Raw genomic sequence first — 21401 nt, forward strand, 5'->3', positions numbered from 1 at the left:
TATGGTAAAACGCATTTTAAAAATTGGGTTTTGTTTATTAATATGGACATCTACAGCACAAGCTCAAAAAGTTTTTAAAGAAAAAAATGGTTTTTTAAAAGTTGAGGCAGAAGGTTTTTACAAACAAACCAATGATGAGCTACGAAAATGGTATGTTGTTGACAAAAGATTTAAAACAACTTTACAAGATGCTGATGCTTCTCATGCTCAAACTGCTAGTAAAAGAAAATACATTGAGATTTTACCTGATACCCGCCAAACGCACAAAGACAAACTTATACAAAACGAAAACTTTAGCAATGTTCCTGGTATTGCAGTAGTACATTACAAAGTTCGTATTCAAAATCCTGGACGATATTATGTTTGGGTAAAAGCCTTTAGTACAGGCTCTGAAGATAATGGGGTGCATGTGGGTTTAAATGGCAAATGGCCAAACTCTGGCAAACGCTTGCAATGGTGCAAAGGCAAACGCTCTTGGTATTGGGAGAGCAAACAAAGAACAAAAGCAGAACATTGCGGAATAGAAAATGCAATTTACTTAGATATTAAAACTGCAGGAGAACATGATATTCAATTTAGCATGCGAGAAGATGGTTTTGAAATGGATGAATGGTTGATAACCAAAGACAAAAATTACAATCCAAGAACTGAAAAATAACTCAAAAAAAAGCTTAAAGTAGTCACTTTAAGCTTTTATATTTTTTAAGTAAAATTTGTTTTAAATAATACCTTGAGCTAACATAGCGTCTGCAACTTTTACAAAACCTGCAATATTTGCACCCTTAACGTAATCTATAGATCCATCGTCATTTTTACCATATTGAACACAAGAATCATGTATGTCTTCCATAATATCTTTTAACCTTTCATCTACCTCTTCTCGAGACCAGCTTAAGCGTAAAGAGTTCTGACTCATTTCTAATCCTGATGTAGCTACACCTCCGGCATTACTAGCTTTTCCTGGTGCAAATAAAATTTTTGCATTTTGAAAAGCATGCATTGCTTCTGGTGTAGAAGGCATGTTAGCACCTTCAGAAACACAAATACATCCATTGTCTATTAAAGCTTTAGCTTCCTCACCGTTCAATTCATTTTGCGTTGCACAAGGCAAAGCAACATCACATTGCACAGACCATGGTCTTTCTCCTTCAAAATATTTAGCAGATGTGTATTTGTCTACATACTCACTTATTCTGCCTCTTTTGTTATTTTTCAAATCCATAACAAACTCAAGTTTTTCTGTATCTATTCCATCCTCATCATAAATATATCCTCCAGAATCAGAAAGCGTTACCACTTTTGCTCCTAACTCAATCGCTTTTTCAGCAGCAAATTGAGCAACGTTTCCAGAACCAGAAATAACAACTTTTTTGCCATCAAAAGAATCGTCTTTCAACTTTAGCATGTTTTCTGCAAAATACACTGTTCCATATCCTGTAGCTTCTGGTCTAATTAAAGAACCTCCCCAAGAAGCTCCTTTACCTGTTAAAACTCCTGTAAAATTGTTTCTTAGCTTTTTATACATTCCAAACATAAAACCAATCTCTCTAGCTCCTACCCCAATATCTCCAGCAGGTACATCTGTATTATGCCCTATATGTCTAAACAATTCTGTCATAAATGCATGACAAAAACGCATAATTTCATTGTCTGATTTTCCTTTAGGATCAAAGTCAGAACCTCCTTTTCCGCCACCCATAGGTAACGTAGTTAGTGAGTTTTTAAAGACTTGCTCAAACGCTAAAAACTTTAAAATACTTGCATTTACAGTTGGGTGAAAACGCAAACCTCCTTTATACGGTCCTATGGCAGAGTTCATTTGCACTCTATACCCCCTATTTACTTGAATTTCTCCATCATCATCTACCCAAGAAACTCGAAAAGAAATTAATCTTTCTGGCTCAACCATTCTTAATAAAATATTTTTACCATTGTATATGTCATGCTGTACAATGTAAGGTATTACAGTTTCTGCAACTTCTTGAACAGCTTGTAAAAACTCTGGTTCATGGCTATTTCGTTGTTTTACCAACTCCATGAAACCTTCTATTTTAGATTTTATACTTTCTTCCATGATTTTTTGTTGATTTATTAAAATTTTAACGTAACAAAGATACTTCTTTTTAAATATGATAAAATTAAAAAGTTTTCTTAAATTTTATCCAAATCCCCTAATTTCAATCGATTTCGTTTGATTTCATTGATCGTCATAAAAAGCGCTCTTAAACTATCTAAAAAACACTAAATTTGTAGTCGAATTTTTTTCTATAAATTACAATGTTAGATAAGGTAAAAGAATTGATTGGTGAAGTAAAAGCGTTTAATGCTACTTCTAAAGAAGAAGTTGAAGCTTTTAGAATTAAATACTTAGGAAGCAAAGGTTTGTTAAAAGGGCTGTTTGCTGAATTTAAAAATGTAGACGCAGCGTTGCGTAAAGATTTTGGACAAGCTTTAAACAATCTTAAAAAAAGTGCTGAAGGCAAAGTTACTGAATTAAACGATGCTTTAGAAAATGCTGTTGAAGAAAAAGGTAGTTATGGAGATTTGACACGTCCTGCAGAACCTATTAATTTAGGGTCTCGTCATCCAATATCACTGGTGAAAAATCAGATTATTGAAGTTTTCAACAGAATTGGTTTTACCGTTTCTGAAGGTCCAGAGATTGAAGATGATTGGCATAATTTTACAGCATTGAACTTGCCAGAATATCATCCTGCAAGAGACATGCAAGACACATTTTTTATAGAGCAAAATCCTGATATTTTGTTACGTACACATACCTCTTCTGTACAAGTACGTTATATGGAAGAAAATGAACCCCCTATACGAACAATTTCTCCAGGAAGAGTTTTTAGAAACGAAGATATTTCTGCTCGTGCACATTGTATTTTTCATCAGGTTGAAGGTTTGTATATAGATACTGATGTATCTTTTGCCGATTTAAAACAAACGCTTTTGTATTTTACCAAAGAGATGTTTGGAAAGTCTAAAATTCGTTTGCGTCCTTCTTATTTCCCGTTTACAGAGCCTAGTGCAGAAGTAGATATTTATTGGGGTTTAGAAACAGAAACAGACTACAGAATTACCAAAGGTACTGGTTGGTTAGAAATTATGGGTTGTGGAATGGTAGATCCTAACGTTCTTAAAAACGCGAATATAGACCCCACAAAATACTCTGGTTATGCTTTTGGAATGGGTATAGAGCGTATTGCCATGTTGTTGTATCAAATACCAGATATTAGAATGTTTTATGAAAATGATAAACGTTTTTTAGAGCAGTTTAAATCTGTTATTTAGTAACATCTTTAACTATAAAAAAAGTAAAATTTTGTAGTATAAAGCGCGATTATATAGTAGATGAAACTAGTATTACTTGCTAATGATTTCTTTCCTTATCAGTAAAAAGGCTTATGAAAAAAGACATTCAAATACCTGAAGTTACTAACGTAGAAATTGCTATTGTTTATGAGTACAATGACATCTATAAAACAGATGATTGGAATGTTTACATTATAAACAACAAGGATGTAGATTTAGAAATGATAGTTATTGTATCTCAAGGGTTTTCAGAAACAAAAACGACTTCTTTATTGCGTAAAAAATTAGAAAAATTACCTGCCAATTCTTTTGCTAAAGTAGAATTGATTCAGCCAGAATTATTTCAATTAAACAATCGCTTTCAGGTAAGTTTTTTTGAAGGAAACATGTTGTTTGATAAAACATTTATCTTCAAGCAAAATACTGTTAAAGAAGGGGCTTTACGCATGATTTCTGAAATTAAAAAACGTGGAGTTTTGGCAAAATAATGCGTTTTTTATAACTCGCACATTTTCTCTCTTTAAAAAGGTTTCACAGTAGAGTGATTATAATAGGTTTGTCAGTCGGTGAGCATTCTAAAAACAAGAATAATCACAGACCTAAAAGATACTTGCAGAATGACAAAACTGAGAAGAAAAACTTACCCAAAAAACCCAATAATCAGATACAAAATAGTAGTAATTACACCACCAAACAAAGCATAGGGTAACTGTGTTTTTACATGGTCTATATGATCACTAGCAGAAGCCATAGAAGAAATAATAGACGTATCTGAAATAGGCGAACAGTGGTCTCCAAAAATTCCGCCTCCTAAAGTAGCGGCTACAACTATGGTAATATCTGCACTATGAATATTTGCCATGGGTACAGAAATTGCCAACATAATAGCAAACGTTCCCCAAGAAGTTCCTGTAGAGAATGCAATAAAAGAACTTACTACAAAAACTACGGCAGGCAATAACGCTGCAGACAACCAACTTTCTGTAATATTTGCCACATAATTTCCTGTATCTAAAACTTTACAAGCATCTCCAATAGCAAAAGCAAAAAGCATTAATAACGCTAAAGGCATCAACTCACTAATTCCTTTTAACGTTAAATTTACAGCTTCTTTTGGCTTTAAAATTCCTTGAATAAAATACATGATAATAGCCACCAAAATAGCTGTAATAACAGCATATAATACAGATGATGACCCAGAACCTTCTCCTATAGCTTGTGATGCATGATTTAATAACGAGGTAGATTTTTTTACAGCATCCCATCCTGTGTATATCAAATTTATTGGCATCATTAAAACCATTACTAATAAAGGTACAATCATATTACAAGCCCTTGCTGGTATGCCTTTTTTAGGCGGAAAAGAAGTTACCTCGTCAGATACCATAGGTGTTGAGCCTTCGTTTAACAAAGCACCAGTTTCTCTAGTTCTTTGTTCTGCTTTTTTCATCGAACCAATATCTTTTTTTGATAAAATGATAAAAAATAAAATACCTATAGTTAATAATGGATAAAAATTATATTTAATAGAGGCTATCAGTACAGAAAATGGTTTCTCTATTCCTTGTGTTAACAGTAACCCCATAATAAATGCACCCCAAGCATTAAAAGGTATTAAAATAGATGATGGTGCAGAACTAGAATCTGCAATGTATGCTAGCTTTTCTCTCGGAATTTTAAGTTTATCAAAAATTGGACGATATAATGTACCCACCGTTAATGAAGAAATACTAGTTTCTACAAATAATAATAAGCCTGTAAATGTTGCTAAAATTTGCACCATTACTCTTGCATAGCCTGTTTTTTTTTGTTCTAAAGTTACCAATTTTTTGTTGATAATATTGATAAACCCTTCTACACCTCTTGAGTACTGAATAAAAATAAGTAAAGAGCCCACTAATGCACTAAACATAATAGTTCTGGTGTTTCCTTTAGATTGAAAAACGTTTACCAAACCTTCTATCATTGCCAAAGTACCTTCTAACGGATTCCATCCTTTAACTATCAACCAAGAAAACCAGATGCCAAATAATAAGGCAATGTATACTTGCTTTGTTCTTAATGCTAAAATGATAGCAATAATAGGTGGTAAAACCGAGAGAAATCCGTATTCCATAAATGATATTTATTTTGCTAAAGGTAAGAAATTAATACGTTTAGATTTTGTAAATTGCAGGTGCTTAATTCGTATTAAAAATGTCAAAATTATATACCAAAATTACCTCAAGACTTCAAAGTTTTATTGAAGCTCAAAAAATATTTTTTGTGGCAACAGCACCTAATTCTGGCAGAATAAATTTATCCCCAAAGGGGATGGATTCTTTTAGGGTTCTGAGTGAAAATAGAGTTTTATGGCTAAACGTTACAGGGAGCGGAAACGAAACTGCAGCACATTTGTTAGTAAATAATCGTATTACTATAATGTTTTGTGCTTTTGAAAAAGCTCCTAATATTTTACGTTTGTACGGTAAGGGCAAAGAAATTAAAGAAGGAGATGCTTCTTGGAATGCACTAATTCAACTATTTCCAGAAACTCCTGGAACACGTCAAATTTTTGATATTACCATAGAATCTGCTCAGACTTCTTGTGGAATGTCTATACCGTTTTTTGAGTATAAAGGAGAACGAAACGAATTGAATACTTGGGCTGTAGAACAAGGAAAAGAAGGAATTAAAAAATATTGGGCTGCTAAAAATCAAGAAAGTATTGACGGTTTACCTACAAATATTGTAAACCAAAAATAGCCTTTACAAGGCTATTTTTTTTATCTTAAAGTTTTATTTAAGATCTATTTACTCGTTTTATCTCAAATATAAAATCTTCTAAGCTTTTGTTTTGTTTTACCATTTTTAAGGCTTTTTTACAAACTCTTTTTGCTTTACCTAAAGGAAAACCAATACCAATTGCCAATTTTCGAAGTAATTTTTTTTCTTCTAAAGCAACTTTACCATCTGCAATAATCATTTTTGCTAAATTATAAAGCCTGGTAATTCTATCTTCATAATGCACAGGTGGTTGTATTGGAAATAGATATGGATTTTTTAAAACTAAATTTTTGGTAGTTAAACCTATATTTAGTTTTATTGCCATTTTTTCAATAAATGAATTTTCTTCTTCTGTAATTTTATAATCAGATTTTGCTAACTTTACAATGTTTGCAAAGTGTCCTACTGCTTGTTTTTGTAACCCTGTGGTATAGATATCTAATATTGCCATGACTAATAAATTTATATTTTAATAATTAAACTTTATTTTTTTCGTACTTTTTTGTCCGAAATTTTAAGCAAATACTTACAAAAAAATATTTATGCAACAATTTTCATTCCAAAATAGAGCTAATATTAACAATTCTTTAAAAGCAGAAGAGTTTGATATTTTAATAATAGGCGGAGGTATAACAGGGGCAGGAATTGCTTTAGATGCTGCTTCTCGTGGTATGAAAGTAGCCTTAGTAGAAAAGAACGATTTTGCTTCTGGTACCTCTTCTAAATCTACCAAACTAATTCATGGTGGTCTGCGTTATTTAAAACAATTTGATTTTTGGTTGGTAAAAGAAGTAGGTACAGAACGTGCCATTGTACACAAATTAGCGCCACACTTAGTAGTTCCAGAAAAAATGATTTTGCCTTTAATAGAAGGAGGCACCTACGGTTCTTGGTTGACTTCTATTGGATTAAAAGTCTATGATATCTTAGCCTCTGTAGAAGGAGAAGATAAACGTAAAATGCTAGACAAAAAAGAGGCTTTAGAAAAAGAACCTCTGCTTCCTAAAAGCATTTTAAACGGAGCTGGCTATTATGCAGAATACAGAACAGACGATGCTCGCTTAACCATAGAAGTTTTAAAAACGGCTTTACAATATGGTGCTAAAATTAGCAATTATATAGAGGCTAAAAGTTTTATTTATAAAGACGATCGTGTTGCCGGTGTTAAGGTTTTTGATGCCATCTCACATGAAGAGTTTCATATAAATGCAAAATATGTTGTAAATGCTGCTGGCCCTTGGGTGGATGAATTACGTCAATTAAATCATTCTAAAATTGGCAAACGTTTGCACCTAACAAAAGGGGTGCATCTGGTGGTTTCTCATGAAAAATTACCTGTACAACAATCTGTTTATTTTGATGTTCCTGATGGTAGAATGATGTTTGCTATACCAAGAGGTAAAGTCACTTATTTTGGCACAACAGACACAAATTATCAAAAAGATAAAGATAACGTAACTACTAACTTAGTAGATGCAACTTACTTAATATCAGCCGTTAACAATATGTTTCCAGACATTAATTTAACCTTAGATGATGTGCAATCTTCTTGGGCTGGTTTGCGTCCTTTGATTCATGAAGAAGGAAAATCTGCGTCAGAATTGTCTCGTAAAGATGAAATTTTTGTTTCTGAAACAGAACTCATTTCTATTGCTGGAGGAAAACTAACAGGATATAGAAAAATGGCAGAAAGAATTGTAGACCTTGTGGCAAAAAAATATGATCGTAGGTTTGCTATTTCTTTTGATGAAATTAAAACAAAAGAAATTATATTATCTGGAGGTACTTTTAAAGACTTTAATGAAGTAAAAAGTTATACAGATGCTATACAAAATAGAATAGCAGAAGTTGATTTTGATAGAAAATATGCAGAATATTTAGTATATAATTACGGAAAACAAACAGACCTTATCTTACAAAAATATGACGATTTATCTTTACAAATGTCTATAGAAGGAGAACCAAAAAAAATGCTGCAAGCTGAGGTTTTATTTTGTATAGAAAACGAAATGACATGTTCGCCTACTGATTTTTTTATGAGAAGAACTGGTAGACTTTTCTTTGATGCTAAAAGTGTTGTTATGTATAAAGATTTTGTTTTAGATATTTTTAAAACTCTGTTTTTGTGGGATGATAAAACTACCCAACATTACCAACAAGAATTGGCATATCATTTAAAAACAGCAACAACTTTTTTGTAGTTAAACAGGAAACATAAACAACGCTCCATAACCTACAGTATACAACCATACACCATACAAAGAGTGTTCTAAAATTACCAACCAAATAGATCTTGTTTTTAAATAAGTATCTATAAAAAACAGACTTCCTATAAACGTAAAAATTAGTACTACCCAACTTTGAAACCATATGTGTGCAAAAGAAAACAATATAGAATTTAAGATGATAAATACTTTTTTGTTTTTTATAAAATTACGATACCTTTTTACAAAAAAACTTCTGTAAATTAATTCTTGCGGAATCACAGAAAAGACAATATAAATTCCGCTAAACTTTATCCATAACATAGGTTTATTTAGCATTACACTAAATAAAGAAGATTTATCTTTAAAAAATATAAAAGCAGCTGTACTTATTGCAATTATAAAAAAACGCCCTACGATTAAAAGCAACAATCTCTTAAGCGTTATTGTTTTTTCTTTTTTAACACTTTTTTTTGTGATAGAAATCCATACAATGTATAAAACTCCTAATAACAAATATGTTATTTTAAAACCAATAAGTATAGGTAAGGTAAGTACAATTGGTGTAACAACAAATAATAAAAGTATCTCTAAAAATTGATACTTTTTCTTATAATTATCTGTCAATACTGTATTCATTTTTATACACTTTCTCTTAATAATGATTTGTACTTTTCTCTTAACTTTCTTGGATGAACACCACACTTATACAGCAAAAAAACATACCCATTAATCAAGTTTACTTTTAACCATGAATTATTAAGGTATTTTCTTGCACTAGCAATTGCTTTAGATTGTACAATAGTATAGGGTATTTTCTTTTTACGAATTCTATCAATTATTTCAAAATCTTCCATAATACAAAAAGACTCGTTAAACCCTTTTAAATCTTCAAAAGTTGATTTTGTAAAAAATTGATTTTGATCTCCACCACCAGCAAAAATGCCATCTTTGGTAGTAAATTTACTATTTACATTCAATAAAAACGTTTCTCTATCAAACTTATACGCAAAAAAACCCGCTTTATTTCCGTTTTTTATTGCAGAAACCACTTGAGTATAAAAATCTTTTGGTAGCTGATTGTCTGCATGCAAAAATAAAAGAATAGCTCCTTTTGCATGTTTTGCTCCAAAATTCATTTGAGCTGCTCTTCCTTTTTTTTCTGATTGTAAATACCTAACTTTATCAAAATTACTACAAACTTTGGTACTATTGTCTGTAGTTTCAGGAGAGTTAGAAACAATAATTTCTATAGGAAATTTGTTAGCTTGGTTACACAAAAACGACAATCTCTTTAGAAGATTTTCTTGTTCGTTATAAACAGGAATTATTACACTTATTAACATAATAAAACATACGGATATTTATATGAAACAGTTTTTTTTAATTGCATTTCTTTTAACAGGTTCTTTTATTTTTTCACAAGATAAAGTAAATTATGAAAAAGTTTCACAACAATTACTACAAAATATTATAGACGGTAAGTCTAATGAAAAAGCTATACAGCTTCTAGAAAACACAACCTTAGAAGATTTAACAACAGCTCTACAAACAGACAAACAAAAAATTGCTTTTTGGGTTAACATTTACAATGCTTTTATTCAAATATCACTAACAGAAAACCCTGAGGAATATGAAAATAGAGGTGCTTTTTTTGGCAAACCAAGAGTTAAAATTGCTGGAGAAGTTTTATCTTTTGATGATATTGAGCATGGAATCATTAGAAAATCTCGTGTTAAAATTAGTCTAGGATATCTTAAAAAATGGTTTAACCCAAAGTGGGAACGTAAATTACGAATAGATAATGATATTGATTGGAGGGTTCATTTTGCTTTAAATTGTGGTGCAAAAAGTTGTCCGCCAGTAGCTATTTATTCTTCTAAAAATTTAGATAAAGAATTTGATTTTATGACTACAGAATATTTAAAAGAACAAACTATATATAATGAAGAAACAAGAACTGCAAAATCTGTTGCTTTAATGTCTTGGTTTCGTGGTGATTTTGGAGGAAAATCTGGAGCTTGTAAAATTTTAAAAAAATACGGTATTACCCCAGAGGAAGCTAAAAATTTAGAGTTTAAAAGTTACGATTGGACCCTACTTTTAGGTAATTTTAGACAACTAGATGTAAACTAAGTAAAAACAATATTTTATTTTTAAAAGACTTTCTAATTTTTAGTAAGTCTTTTTTTATTCTTGTTGATTTGCTTCAATTTCTTTTGTTAAATCTAATTCTCTTAGTGTAGGGTTTGCTACTGCTGTAGCAACTACAGTAATTAGCGTCATTGTACCACCAAAAACAACAGCAGCAACAGGACCTAAAATTTTAGCCGCTAAACCACTTTCAAAAGCACCTAATTCATTTGATGAACCTACAAACATAGAGTTTACAGAAGACACTCTACCTCGCATATCATCAGGTGTTTTTAATTGTAAAATAGTTTGTCTAATCACCATAGAAATTCCGTCTGCTGCTCCACTAACAAACAAAGCCAGCACACTTACCCAAAATAAAGAGGATAATCCAAAAGCAATAATGCTTAATCCAAAGATAAATACAGATATCAACATTTTTATACCTGTTTTTTTGTTGATAGGTATATAAGTTGTTAAAAACATGGTTACAATACTTCCTACCGAAATAGAGGCATTTAAAATACCAAAGCCTTCTGGTCCTACTTTTAGCACATCTTGTGCAAAAACAGATAAAATTGCTACTGTACCCCCAAATAAAACGGCAATCATATCTAAGGTTAGAACACCTAAAATTTCCTTAGTTTTAAAAACAAACCTTACTCCTGCTTTTAAACTTTGCATCATTGGTTCTCCAATTTTTTTATTAAGAATTGGTTTTTTTTGAATTAAAAAAGTAAAAATTAACGATAATATTACCAAAACAAAAACCAAACAAAGTGTCATATCCACCCCAATCCAACTGATAAAAAAACCACCAAATAATGCCCCTGAAACAGATGCCGTTTTCCAGGTACTTGTGCTCCAAGTTGCAGCATTATGATAAATTTTCTTTGGAACTAATAAAGCAACTAAAGAAAAAATTGTGGGGCCAAAAAAAGAGCGTAGAAAACCACCAAAAAAGACCAAAGCGTAAATACCATATAAAATAGAATTAGTAGACCAATTACCTACAACCTTATCTGAGGTTAAAAAAAATAACCCAAAACTTATTAAAGAAAAAGCTGCTGTACATAATGCCAATAGGTTTCTTTTTTCTTTTTGATCTACAATATGACCCGCAAAAAGCGCCATTGTAAAAGCAGGTATAATTTCCATTAAGCCAATGATGCCAAGAGACAATGGGTTTTTGGTTATAGAGTACACTTGCCACTCAATAACTATAAATTGCATAGACCATCCAAAAACCAATAAAAAACGAACAAATAAAAAAATATTAAACTCTTTTATTCTAAGTGCCGCATAAGGATCATTTTTTGTCATTTAGCTTAATTTCATATCCATTAAAATTGAAAAGGTTTGGTTAATATCTTCTTCTTTTACAACAATAGTCATTTCATTGGTAGTAGAAATAATTTCTTGTAAAGGAATATCTGCCCAAGCTAATTGTTTTAAAATAAAATAATAAATACCAGATTGTTCTAGGTTGGCTTGTGGTAATTTTATAGTAATAGAGGCCAACTCTAACATGCTATGTGTTAAACTTTCTTGTTCAAAAATTCCTTCAACATAAGGTCTTAAATTTTTACTAGTCACAATATTTGTTTCAAATATACCTTGTGAAACGGTCAAAAAATAATCGGAATTTTCTGCAGATTTTGCTAAAATCTTTGCAATTTCTTTTAATAAAGAAGGAGTGTTTTTAAAAGTAAAGTCGCATAAATCTGAACGTACAATAACATCTCCTAAGTCTAAAGCAAGTTTTTTAATATTTTTTCGAATACGCAACTCGCTTGCTGGAGAAAGTCTGTTAATTGCCATCATAACTGCACCTACTTTAACATCTTTCTTTAAAATTGTAGAAACCTCTGGTAAAATAATTCTTGCTAAAGAAGAAACATTAATTAGTTTTTCATTTAATGCCTCTTCTATAAATGGAGTTTTTCTAATAGTACTTTCAACAACTTCTTGTATTGTTTTCATGTTGATTGTTTAATAATTAATATTAATGTTCAAAAATAAACAATATATCAATACTTCATCACTAATTAGAAAATATATACTTTATAGGGTTTACTTGTTTTAAATCAAACTTATTTTGAGGTAATTTATTCACTTCTAAGTTTCTTTTCTAAATAATATTTTGAATCAAAATAAAAAACTTCTTATACAAATTTAATATGCCAACGCTTAATCTAGTTTATCTGTAAGTTTTTTAAATTCTATTTTTGGATTTTTATTTTTATATAAAATATGATAAACTGTATCTATAATAGGTGTTTTAGCTTTGTTTTCTCCTTTAATTTTATAAGCACTATTTGTGGCATAATACCCTTCTGCAATCATGCTCATTTCTATTTGAGCAGACTTTACAGTGTACCCTTTACCAATCATATTTCCAAACTGACGGTTTCTACTAAATAATGAATACCCTGTTACTAACAAATCTCCTAAATAGGCAGAGTTGTTAATATTTCGTTTCATTTTATGCACTTTTTTAATAAAGCGTTTCATTTCACGAATAGCATTACTCATTAAAACAGACTGAAAGTTATCTCCATAACCCAAACCATGAGCCATACCAGCAGCAACTGCATATATATTTTTTAGCATCGCAGCATATTCTGTTCCAATAATATCATCAGAAATTTTAGTTTTTATATACCAACTTTCTAAAGCTTTGCCTACACAAATTGCTTTTTCTTCATCTTGACAAGCAATGGTTAAATAAGATAAACGCTCCATAGCTACCTCTTCTGCATGACAAGGTCCTGTTATGACACCAATATTTTTTAAGGGGATGTTGTAAGTTTCGTTAAAATGTTCTCCTATAATTAAACCTGTTTCTGGTACAATACCTTTAATTGCAGAAAAAATTATTTTATTATCTAGTGTTGTTTTAAGCTTATTTGTTTCACTTACTAGAAAGGCAGAAGGAATTGCAAAAATTAAAACATCATAATTTTTTACAGTGTAATTAATATCATTTGATAAATCTAGTTGTTCTGCATTTAACTCTGCAGATCTTAAATAATTAGGATTGTGTTCATTTTCTTTTATATGAGCTATAGCTTGCTCATTACGCATATACCATCCTATAGTTTTTAAATTTTCTGATAACATTTTTACAATTGCTGTAGCCCAACTACCTCCACCTAAAACTGCTATTTTTTTCTGATCATTCATCAATACAACATATTTAAGTTTCAAAAATAAGAAAACTAAAATCTTTATATGTATGCATTAGCGAATTATTATATTTGTAAGAGATCATAAATTAAAAATGGACGTACAAATAATAAATAAATCTAAACATGCAACACCAACTTATGAAACAGAAGGTGCAGCTGGCATGGATATAAGAGCAAATATTGAAAATTCTATAACTCTAAAACCTTTAGAAAGAGCAATTGTAAAAACTGGTTTATATATTGCCTTACCTATTGGTTATGAAGCTCAAGTAAGACCTAGAAGTGGTTTAGCTGCCAAAAAGGGAATTACAGTTTTAAATAGCCCAGGTACTGTGGATGCAGATTATAGAGGTGAAATTGGTGTTATTTTAGTAAATTTATCTAATGAAAATTTCATTGTAAATGATGGTGAGCGTATTGCTCAATTAATTATAGCAAAACATGAACGTGTACAATGGAAACACGTTTCTGTTTTATCTGAGACAGAGCGTGGTTCTGGAGGTTTTGGAAGCACTGGTGTCTAAAAAATATTAAAAATTAGTTTCTTTATATTTGTTTAACTAAAAATAAAAATTATGATTTTAGGTGTTTGTGAGTGGTTGAGTACGAAAACTCAATTTACAGCAAAGAATATTAGAATATTCTTTGTATTAGCAGTTTTGTTAGCTGGGTTTGGTATTGGTGCCTACTTAATACTTTGGTTGGTAAAAATATTTTCTAAAGAATAATATTTTAAGAAATAAAAAAACTGCTGTAGATTGATTACTTCTGCAGCAGTTTAATAATAAATAATAGTTAGAACTTTTAAAACTTAATCTTGATTTTCAATAGCATCTTTTATTTTGCTTTCTAGTTCTTCCATTAACTCAGGATTGTCTTTTATTAAGCCTTTTACAGCATCTCTACCTTGACCTAATTTGGTTTCTCCGTAACTAAACCAAGATCCACTCTTTTTTACAATTCCTAATTCTACACCAATATCTAAAATTTCTCCTACTTTAGAAATTCCTTGTCCATACATAATATCAAATTCTGCAATTTGAAAAGGAGGTGCCACTTTATTTTTTACGATTTTAACCTTTGTGGAATTTCCAATAACTCTATCTCCGTCTTTAATTTGAGTTCTTCTTCTAATGTCTATACGAACAGACGCATAAAACTTTAAAGCATTACCACCCGTTGTTGTTTCTGGGTTACCAAACATTACTCCAATTTTTTCTCTTAATTGGTTGATAAAAATTACAGTACAGTTTGTTTTTGAAATTGTACCTGTTAATTTACGTAAAGCTTGAGACATTAAACGTGCATGAAGACCCATTTTAGAATCTCCCATTTCACCTTCTATTTCAGATTTTGGCGTTAAAGCAGCTACAGAATCTATGACTACAATATCAATAGCTCCAGACCGAATTAGGTTGTCTGCAATTTCTAACGCTTGTTCTCCGTGATCTGGTTGCGATATGATTAAATTATCTATGTCTACTCCTAAATTTTCTGCATAAAACTTATCAAAAGCATGTTCTGCATCTATAAAAGCAGCAATTCCTCCTGCTTTTTGAGCTTCTGCAATTGCATGAATAGTTAATGTAGTTTTACCTGAAGATTCAGGTCCGTATATTTCAATAACTCTACCTCTTGGATAACCCCCTACACCTAAAGCTAAATCTAACCCTAAAGATCCAGATGAAATTGCGTCTACATCTTCTGTAACAACATCACCTAATTTCATTACAGAACCTTTACCATAAGTTTTATCTAACTTGTCTAAAGTAAGTTGTAATGCTTTTAGTTTAGCTTGTTTTTCTTTATCTGTTGCCATATATAGTATTGAAAATTTTTAATTTTAAAAGTGACACAAGTTACAAAAAACTGTTTCTTTTATCCTAAAAAAACTACTAATATTTTGTACTATTTTTGCCTAAAAAAATATTCATGAATTCTATACTTTTTTTAGAAAATAAAACTACTGTTGTTACTATTGAAAAAGGAGAACTTATTAGTTTTAAAAAAGATAATAACGAATATATTCATCAAAAAGGAAATATAGGTTGGCGAAAATCTGATGACGAAATGTTTCCAGTAATTGGTCCTACAAATAAAAATAATTTTAAAGTTCATACTAAAAAAGGAGATGCCATTCAAGATCAGCACGGTTTGCTAAGAGAGTTAGAATATGAAAATATTTCTAGTGATGATAACAGTGCGACTTTTATTAAAAAATATAAGAAAAATACACTTATTAAAAACAGTAAATATCCTAAAAAGTCTACCGAAGAAAATTTGTTTTGGCCTTTCGATTTTTCATTTGAAAAACATTTTTATTTAAAAGATACTATTTTAACGATAACATTTATTGTTAATTCTGATGCTAATATGCCGTTTATGCTAGGGTATCATCCTGCTTTTTTGCTATCTAATTCTGGTAAAGAAACTTTTATTTCTAACAACACGGTATATCATTTAAAAGATGTGTATAAAGCTGGTTCTAATGCTTTTCCTGTGTTAAATTCAGATACCATCATCTTGAAAAATATAGGTAAAAATGATGTTGAAATTTCTACTACAGGTTTTCATAATTTTATGCTTTGGACAGAAGTAGACAATATGGTTTGTATAGAACCTATTACTCATTACACCTCTTATACCAACCAAAAATTTTCTGAAAACAATATGACGCTCTCTAAAGGTAAAAATGTTTTTTCTGTAACTTTAAAGTTGATATAAATTGATAAAAAAACACCGCCATTTTATCATTTATAAACCTTACGGATTTTTATCTCAATTTGTAAATAATCAAACCAAAAGAAAGAAAAAATTATTAGGAGAATTGTATAATTTTCCTGATAAAACAATGGCTATTGGGCGATTAGATGTTAAATCTGAAGGCTTATTATTATTAACAACAGACGGAAAAGTAAGTGATTTTATAACAACAAGAGGAAATGTAGAAAAGGAATATTACGTTCAAGTTAACGGAGAAATTATACCATCAAAAATTGAAGAATTAAAAAAAGGAGTAGAAATTGGTTTTGATGGCAAAAAATATACAACAAAACCCTGCAAAGCATCAATCATTAAAACTCCTAATTTACCTAAAAGAGCTCAAAAAATTAGAGACGAAAGACACGGGCCAACATCGTGGATTTCCATAACCTTAACAGAAGGAAAATTTAGACAAGTACGTAAAATGACCTCTGCTGTAGGACATCCTACATTACGGTTAATTCGTGTTAGAGTTGGTGCTATAAAATTGGAGAAGTTAAATGTTGGTGAAGTAAAAGAAATAGAAACTCTTGTATAAATTAATTTCTATTCATTCTCATATGAGGTATACCATCTTCTAAATACTCCTCTCCTACTTTTTTAAATTGATGAGATTTGTAAAAGTCTTTTAAATATACTTGTGCAGAAATAGTAATATGGGTTGTATTAAAATGTTCTTGTATAGCTGTTATTGATGCTTTCATTAATTGATGTCCATAACCATACTTTCTTTCATTTTTAGCCACTACTACCCTACCAATACTTGCATTTTTAAAATAATCTCCAGGTTTAAAAAGACGTGTATAAGCTACGATTTTATTGTTTTTACAACCTAAAATATGTAATGCCTTTTGATCTTTAAAATCTAAATCTTGATACACACAGTCTTGTTCTACAACAAAAACTTCAGATCGTAGTTGTAATATTTGGTAGAGTTCGTAAATATCTAATTCTTTAAAAGATTTTGTAATGAAATTCATTGAATACTATTTAAGACGTGTTGATACAAATTTTCGCATCATTCAAAAAATTTACTTGAAGCGATAAATATTAAGTTTTATCAACCAGCACAAGAAATTTTATCAATTCTGTTTTGATGTCTTCCTCCTTCAAATTCTGTATTTAAAAATACATCTACAAAACCTAAAGCCTGTTGAAGAGATACAAAACGAGCAGGTATGGTAAGTATATTGGCATTATTGTGTTGTCTTGTTAAGACAACCAACTCATTATTCCAACATAATGCAGCTCTTATTCCTTGATGTTTATTAGCAGTCATTTGTGCACCATTACCAGAACCGCATAAAATAATACCAAATGCTGCTTTACCAGATTCTACTGCATTTGCTGTAGGATGAATAGCATCTGGATAATCCATAGAATCATTAGTATCTGTTCCAAAATTTAAAACTGTATAGCCTTTATTTTCTAAATGTTTTATAATTTCAAATTTGTATACTGTTCCTGCGTGGTCATTACCTATGGCAATAGTCATAATTTGTTGATTTTAATTGTATTGTACATCACAAAAATATAGAAAATACCGGTTATCAACAGTTATAAACATTCAAAATTTATCTATTTTTAATAACTCCTTATTTTTTAAGGATTTAACAAGTTTAAGAGAATGTTAAGAACTTATCATTAAAAACTCGAAACTTTTTTTGTTTGTTTCAATATTTATTACAATACAAGTATCTAGATGAATTATGCAAATTTTATTTTTAGATTTTCATAAAAGTTTATCAACACAAAATTTACAATTTGTTTACATAAAAGATCTTTTAGTTATCATCAAAAAGAAGTTAATAGCTGTTTATAAGTATTGTTAATAACTCTAAAATTAAATTGATTTTTAAGCTTTTAAATGACTCATAACTTGTCAATGCTTTTTAATAAGTGATATTAAAAAATAAAAGATCTAAATTTTATAGTAGCTATTCACAGACTATTATAAACATCATAGTTTTTAAAAAATTTATAAAAGAAAAATAAATATAATATAAGATGTTAATAAGTCTTCTTTTTTTAAATCTATGTAACGTCTTTAGTTTTAAAAAAATGTAGTAGTGATGTAAAAAAGAAATTAAACAGTTTCTATTGTTTTTTCTGCTTTTAAAAGATAAGTGATGTCTTTTTCTATTTCTGAAGCCTTTTCTAGTGTATCCTTTTTCTGTAGAGATGAATTTACAGTTTTTACTGTAATAATGATTCCTGCTACAAATATTACTGTAAACAAAAGAATTATTTTTCTAAAATTTTTCATCTTTATGGTGTTGCTTCTATATGATAGACGTACTTTTTGGTAAAACGTTACAAAAAAATTAAGATTTATTTAACTTATTTTAAGTTAGTCATCAACGTCTGTATAAATTTTAGGTAATTAAAGCCATAAAATAGAGATTTTACTTAGCCGAAAGATTATAAAGACTTACATTAAAAGTTTTTATGTATGTTTGCGTTAATATTTTGTAAACCGTTAACAGTTTTCTTCTCCAAAAATCTAATTAAGATTTCATAAAGCATTTAATTTCCCTTTACATAATTAAAAAGTATTTTGATATTTATATTTTATAAAAACTTGAAATTAAGTTAATTATAAATTATAAACAATGAGATATCAACATATATTATAGAAATAGTTTATCTATATATACATTAAAAAGTAACATTTGTTTAAATTAGTTAACTTATAATTTATTGTATTTTGGTAACATAATAATAAAAGCATTTTATGCCTAGAAAAAATAAAAAAATATATAAAAAGAAAGGAAAAGTTATTAAAGATCTTACAAGAAACATCTTTAAAATTTTAAATCAAGACAGTGATAAATTTTACAATTATAAGCAAATTGCTACTAAATTAAATATATTTGATACTGATGGTAAAACTCAAGTATTAAAAAAATTAGTTGAATTAACAGCAACCAAAAAAATTAAAGAAGTAGATAGAGGAAAATTTCAAATTAATGAAGATAGAAAATATTCATTAGGAACCTTAGATATTACGTCAAACGGAAATGGGTATTTCATGTCTGATGATTATGAAGACGATATCTTTATACCAAATATAAATTTAGGTAAAGGTTTACATGGAGATATAGTAAAAGCTTATGTGTATAAAAAAAGACGTTCTAATAAACTAGAAGCAGATGTTGTAGAAGTTTTAGAACGTGCAAAAACAGAATTTGTAGGCGTTTTACAACTCAATAAAAACTTTGGTTTTGTATTACCAGATAGTAACAAAATGTATGCAGATATATTTATATCTCAAAACAAACTAAATGGAGCAGAACATGGAGATAAAGTACAAGCTACCATTACAGACTGGCCAGAAAAATCTAAAAATCCGTTCGGAAAAATAACCAAGGTACTCGGTAAACCAGGAGATCATAATACAGAAATGCATTCTATTTTATTAGAATATGATTTACCCTATGAATTTCCGACAGAAGTAGAAGAAGAAGCACAATGTCTTCCTGTAGAAATTACAAAAGAAGAAATTGCAAAACGAAGAGATATGAGAAACGATTTAACGTTTACCATAGATCCTAAAGATGCAAAAGATTTTGATGATGCTTTGTCATTTAAAAAATTAGAAAACGGAAATTATGAAATAGGTATTCATATTGCAGACGTTTCTCATTACTTACAACCTAAAACTATTTTAGATGCAGAAGCCTTTGACAGAGCAACCTCTGTTTATTTGGTAGATAGAGTAGTGCCTATGCTACCAGAAATGCTAAGTAATGGGGTATGTTCTCTAAGACCTAATGAAGAAAAATTAACCTTTTCTGCTGTTTTTGAAATGAATGAAAAAGCGCAACTTATCAATCAATGGTTTGGAAGAACAGTAACTTATTCAGACCAACGTTTTGCGTATGAAGAAGCACAGTCTATACTAGAAAATTGTAAATTGTCAGATACTATAGCATCTTATACAATGCCTATAGAAACGTCTATTATTGATAAAGAATATGAAGTTACTCCAGATATCGTAGAAGCTACTTTACAACTAGATAAATTAGCAAAAATTCTTCGTAAAAAAAGAATGAAGCAAGGAGCTATTTCTTTTGATAGAGTAGAGGTAAAGTTTCATTTAGATGAACAAGCTAATCCTACAGGTGTTTACTTTAAAGAAGCAAAAGATGCTAATAAATTAATTGAAGAATTTATGTTATTAGCCAATAGAAAAGTAGCTGAATTTATTGGAAAAGCAAAAGGAGGGAAGCCATCTAATAAAACTTTTATATACAGAGTGCATGATGAACCAGATATAGAAAAGTTGGCATCTTTACAAAACATCATCAGTAAATTTGGTTATAAAATAGATACCAATACAAGAGAATCTACCTCAGATTCTTTAAATCAATTATTAAGTGATGTTCATGGAAAAGCAGAATCTAATATGATAGAAACTTTAGCAATTCGTTCTATGTCTAAAGCTGTCTATACAACACAAAATATTGGTCATTACGGATTAGCATTTGATTATTATAGCCATTTTACATCACCTATTAGGCGTTACCCAGACGTAATGACACACAGATTACTACAACACTATTTAGATGGCGGAAATAGCGTAAAACAAGATGTTTATGAAGAAAAATGTAAACACTCTTCTAAACGAGAAGAATTAGCATCTAAAGCTGAACGAGATTCTATTAAATACATGCAGGTAAAATATATGCAAGATCATAAAGATGAAGTATTTGATGGTGTAATTACAGGTGTTACAGAATGGGGTATTTATGTAGAAATTACAAAGAATAAGTGTGAAGGAATGGTTAGAATTAGAGATATAAAAAGTGATTATTATATTTTTGATGAAGAGCAATACGCCATTGTAGGACAATCTACAAAACAAATGTATCAATTAGGTGATGATGTAAAGGTAAAAGTAAAAAAAACAGATTTAGAACGTAAACACCTTGATTTTGATTTAATAGAACATTAAAAAAATTGATTAATATAGATTTAACGCAATTGCAACAATAAAAATATAAATTAGTCTTTATATTGGTAA

The 21401-nt window shown here is 29.8% G+C and carries 23 protein-coding genes; 11 read left to right on the forward strand and 12 right to left on the reverse strand.

The features are described from left to right. Position 1: 1 nt before the first annotated feature. Complete coding sequence (locus DUT90_RS09765; protein ID WP_114427001.1) at positions 2-658, forward strand: hypothetical protein; 657 nt, start codon at positions 2-4, stop codon at positions 656-658. 60 nt (positions 659-718) lie between these two features. On the opposite strand, the gene gdhA is transcribed toward DUT90_RS09765, so the two are convergent. Then, positions 719-2074, reverse strand: coding sequence for an NADP-specific glutamate dehydrogenase (gene gdhA, locus DUT90_RS09770; RefSeq protein WP_220222564.1), 1356 nt, complete (start codon positions 2072-2074; stop codon positions 719-721). Between the two features lie 203 nt (positions 2075-2277). On the opposite strand from gdhA, the gene pheS reads away from it, so the two are divergent. Together pheS and DUT90_RS09780 are read left to right on the forward strand one after the other, a co-directional pair. After that, on the forward strand, positions 2278-3297 hold the full coding sequence (pheS, locus tag DUT90_RS09775; protein ID WP_114427002.1) for a phenylalanine--tRNA ligase subunit alpha: 1020 nt from the start codon (positions 2278-2280) through the stop codon (positions 3295-3297). A gap of 113 nt (positions 3298-3410) precedes the next feature. Beyond that, positions 3411-3806, forward strand: coding sequence for a hypothetical protein (locus DUT90_RS09780; protein WP_114427003.1), 396 nt, complete (start codon positions 3411-3413; stop codon positions 3804-3806). A gap of 152 nt (positions 3807-3958) precedes the next feature. On the opposite strand, the gene DUT90_RS09785 is transcribed toward DUT90_RS09780, so the two are convergent. Continuing rightward, positions 3959-5434, reverse strand: coding sequence for a Na+/H+ antiporter NhaC family protein (locus DUT90_RS09785; RefSeq protein ID WP_114427004.1), 1476 nt, complete (start codon positions 5432-5434; stop codon positions 3959-3961). Positions 5435-5514: 80 nt separating this feature from the next. Here DUT90_RS09785 and DUT90_RS09790 point away from each other — a divergent pair, with 80 nt between their 5' ends. After that, positions 5515-6063, forward strand: coding sequence for a pyridoxamine 5'-phosphate oxidase family protein (locus tag DUT90_RS09790; protein WP_114427005.1), 549 nt, complete (start codon positions 5515-5517; stop codon positions 6061-6063). 37 nt (positions 6064-6100) lie between these two features. Here the strand turns inward: DUT90_RS09790 and DUT90_RS09795 are convergent, their stop codons facing one another. Beyond that, positions 6101-6535 (reverse strand): hypothetical protein, encoded by a 435-nt coding sequence (locus tag DUT90_RS09795; RefSeq protein WP_114427006.1) that lies wholly within the window; start codon positions 6533-6535, stop codon positions 6101-6103. 91 nt (positions 6536-6626) lie between these two features. On the opposite strand from DUT90_RS09795, the gene DUT90_RS09800 reads away from it, so the two are divergent. Further along, a complete protein-coding gene (locus tag DUT90_RS09800; RefSeq protein WP_114427007.1) occupies positions 6627-8285 on the forward strand; it encodes a glycerol-3-phosphate dehydrogenase/oxidase in 1659 nt (552 codons plus the stop codon). Here the strand turns inward: DUT90_RS09800 and DUT90_RS09805 are convergent, their stop codons facing one another. Next, a complete protein-coding gene (locus DUT90_RS09805) occupies positions 8286-8927 on the reverse strand; it encodes a CPBP family intramembrane glutamic endopeptidase (protein WP_114427008.1) in 642 nt (213 codons plus the stop codon). Between the two features lie 2 nt (positions 8928-8929). After that, a complete protein-coding gene (locus DUT90_RS09810) occupies positions 8930-9634 on the reverse strand; it encodes a TIGR04283 family arsenosugar biosynthesis glycosyltransferase (protein WP_114427009.1) in 705 nt (234 codons plus the stop codon). Between the two features lie 22 nt (positions 9635-9656). On the opposite strand from DUT90_RS09810, the gene DUT90_RS09815 reads away from it, so the two are divergent. Further along, positions 9657-10424 carry a DUF547 domain-containing protein gene (locus DUT90_RS09815; protein ID WP_114427010.1) on the forward strand — a complete coding sequence of 256 codons (768 nt, stop codon included), beginning with the start codon at positions 9657-9659 and terminating at the stop codon, positions 10422-10424. A 54-nt stretch (positions 10425-10478) separates the two neighbouring features. On the opposite strand, the gene DUT90_RS09820 is transcribed toward DUT90_RS09815, so the two are convergent. From DUT90_RS09820 to DUT90_RS09830, 3 genes are all read right to left on the reverse strand, one after another. Beyond that, positions 10479-11744 carry an MFS transporter gene (locus DUT90_RS09820; RefSeq protein WP_114427011.1) on the reverse strand — a complete coding sequence of 422 codons (1266 nt, stop codon included), beginning with the start codon at positions 11742-11744 and terminating at the stop codon, positions 10479-10481. Further along, on the reverse strand, positions 11745-12404 hold the full coding sequence (locus DUT90_RS09825) for a hypothetical protein (protein WP_114427012.1): 660 nt from the start codon (positions 12402-12404) through the stop codon (positions 11745-11747). 207 nt (positions 12405-12611) lie between these two features. Further along, the gene (locus DUT90_RS09830; RefSeq protein WP_114427013.1) at positions 12612-13607 is read right to left on the reverse strand and encodes an NAD(P)H-dependent glycerol-3-phosphate dehydrogenase; all 996 of its coding nucleotides are present in this window, start codon (positions 13605-13607) and stop codon (positions 12612-12614) included. A 97-nt stretch (positions 13608-13704) separates the two neighbouring features. Here DUT90_RS09830 and dut point away from each other — a divergent pair, with 97 nt between their 5' ends. Both dut and DUT90_RS09840 read left to right on the forward strand, forming a co-directional pair. Continuing rightward, entirely contained in the window at positions 13705-14136 is a 432-nt protein-coding gene (gene dut / locus DUT90_RS09835) for a dUTP diphosphatase (RefSeq protein WP_114427014.1), read from the forward strand. A gap of 51 nt (positions 14137-14187) precedes the next feature. After that, the gene (locus tag DUT90_RS09840) at positions 14188-14340 is read left to right on the forward strand and encodes a PspC domain-containing protein (RefSeq protein ID WP_114427015.1); all 153 of its coding nucleotides are present in this window, start codon (positions 14188-14190) and stop codon (positions 14338-14340) included. A gap of 83 nt (positions 14341-14423) precedes the next feature. Here DUT90_RS09840 and recA read toward each other — a convergent pair whose 3' ends face one another. Continuing rightward, positions 14424-15431: a recombinase RecA gene (gene recA, locus DUT90_RS09845; RefSeq protein ID WP_114427016.1), complete on the reverse strand. Its 1008-nt coding sequence runs from the start codon at positions 15429-15431 to the stop codon at positions 14424-14426. A 113-nt stretch (positions 15432-15544) separates the two neighbouring features. On the opposite strand from recA, the gene DUT90_RS09850 reads away from it, so the two are divergent. Together DUT90_RS09850 and DUT90_RS09855 are read left to right on the forward strand one after the other, a co-directional pair. After that, positions 15545-16336, forward strand: coding sequence for an aldose 1-epimerase (locus DUT90_RS09850; protein WP_114427017.1), 792 nt, complete (start codon positions 15545-15547; stop codon positions 16334-16336). A gap of 1 nt (position 16337) precedes the next feature. Then, positions 16338-16913 (forward strand): pseudouridine synthase, encoded by a 576-nt coding sequence (locus tag DUT90_RS09855; RefSeq protein WP_408962310.1) that lies wholly within the window; start codon positions 16338-16340, stop codon positions 16911-16913. A 1-nt stretch (position 16914) separates the two neighbouring features. On the opposite strand, the gene DUT90_RS09860 is transcribed toward DUT90_RS09855, so the two are convergent. The 3 genes from DUT90_RS09860 to DUT90_RS09870 form a co-directional block, all read right to left on the reverse strand. Then, complete coding sequence (locus DUT90_RS09860; protein WP_114427018.1) at positions 16915-17355, reverse strand: GNAT family N-acetyltransferase; 441 nt, start codon at positions 17353-17355, stop codon at positions 16915-16917. Positions 17356-17435: 80 nt separating this feature from the next. Then, positions 17436-17870, reverse strand: a complete 435-nt coding sequence (gene rpiB, locus DUT90_RS09865) for a ribose 5-phosphate isomerase B (protein WP_114427019.1) — start codon at positions 17868-17870, stop codon at positions 17436-17438. Positions 17871-18461: 591 nt separating this feature from the next. Continuing rightward, the gene (locus DUT90_RS09870) at positions 18462-18641 is read right to left on the reverse strand and encodes a hypothetical protein (RefSeq protein ID WP_114427020.1); all 180 of its coding nucleotides are present in this window, start codon (positions 18639-18641) and stop codon (positions 18462-18464) included. 468 nt (positions 18642-19109) lie between these two features. Between DUT90_RS09870 and rnr the strand changes: the two genes are divergently transcribed. Further along, positions 19110-21332: a ribonuclease R gene (gene rnr / locus DUT90_RS09875; protein ID WP_114427021.1), complete on the forward strand. Its 2223-nt coding sequence runs from the start codon at positions 19110-19112 to the stop codon at positions 21330-21332. The last annotated feature ends 69 nt before the right edge of the window (positions 21333-21401 follow it).

It is taken from the genome of Polaribacter sp. WD7 (assembly GCF_003335085.1).
Classification (GTDB): domain Bacteria; phylum Bacteroidota; class Bacteroidia; order Flavobacteriales; family Flavobacteriaceae; genus Polaribacter.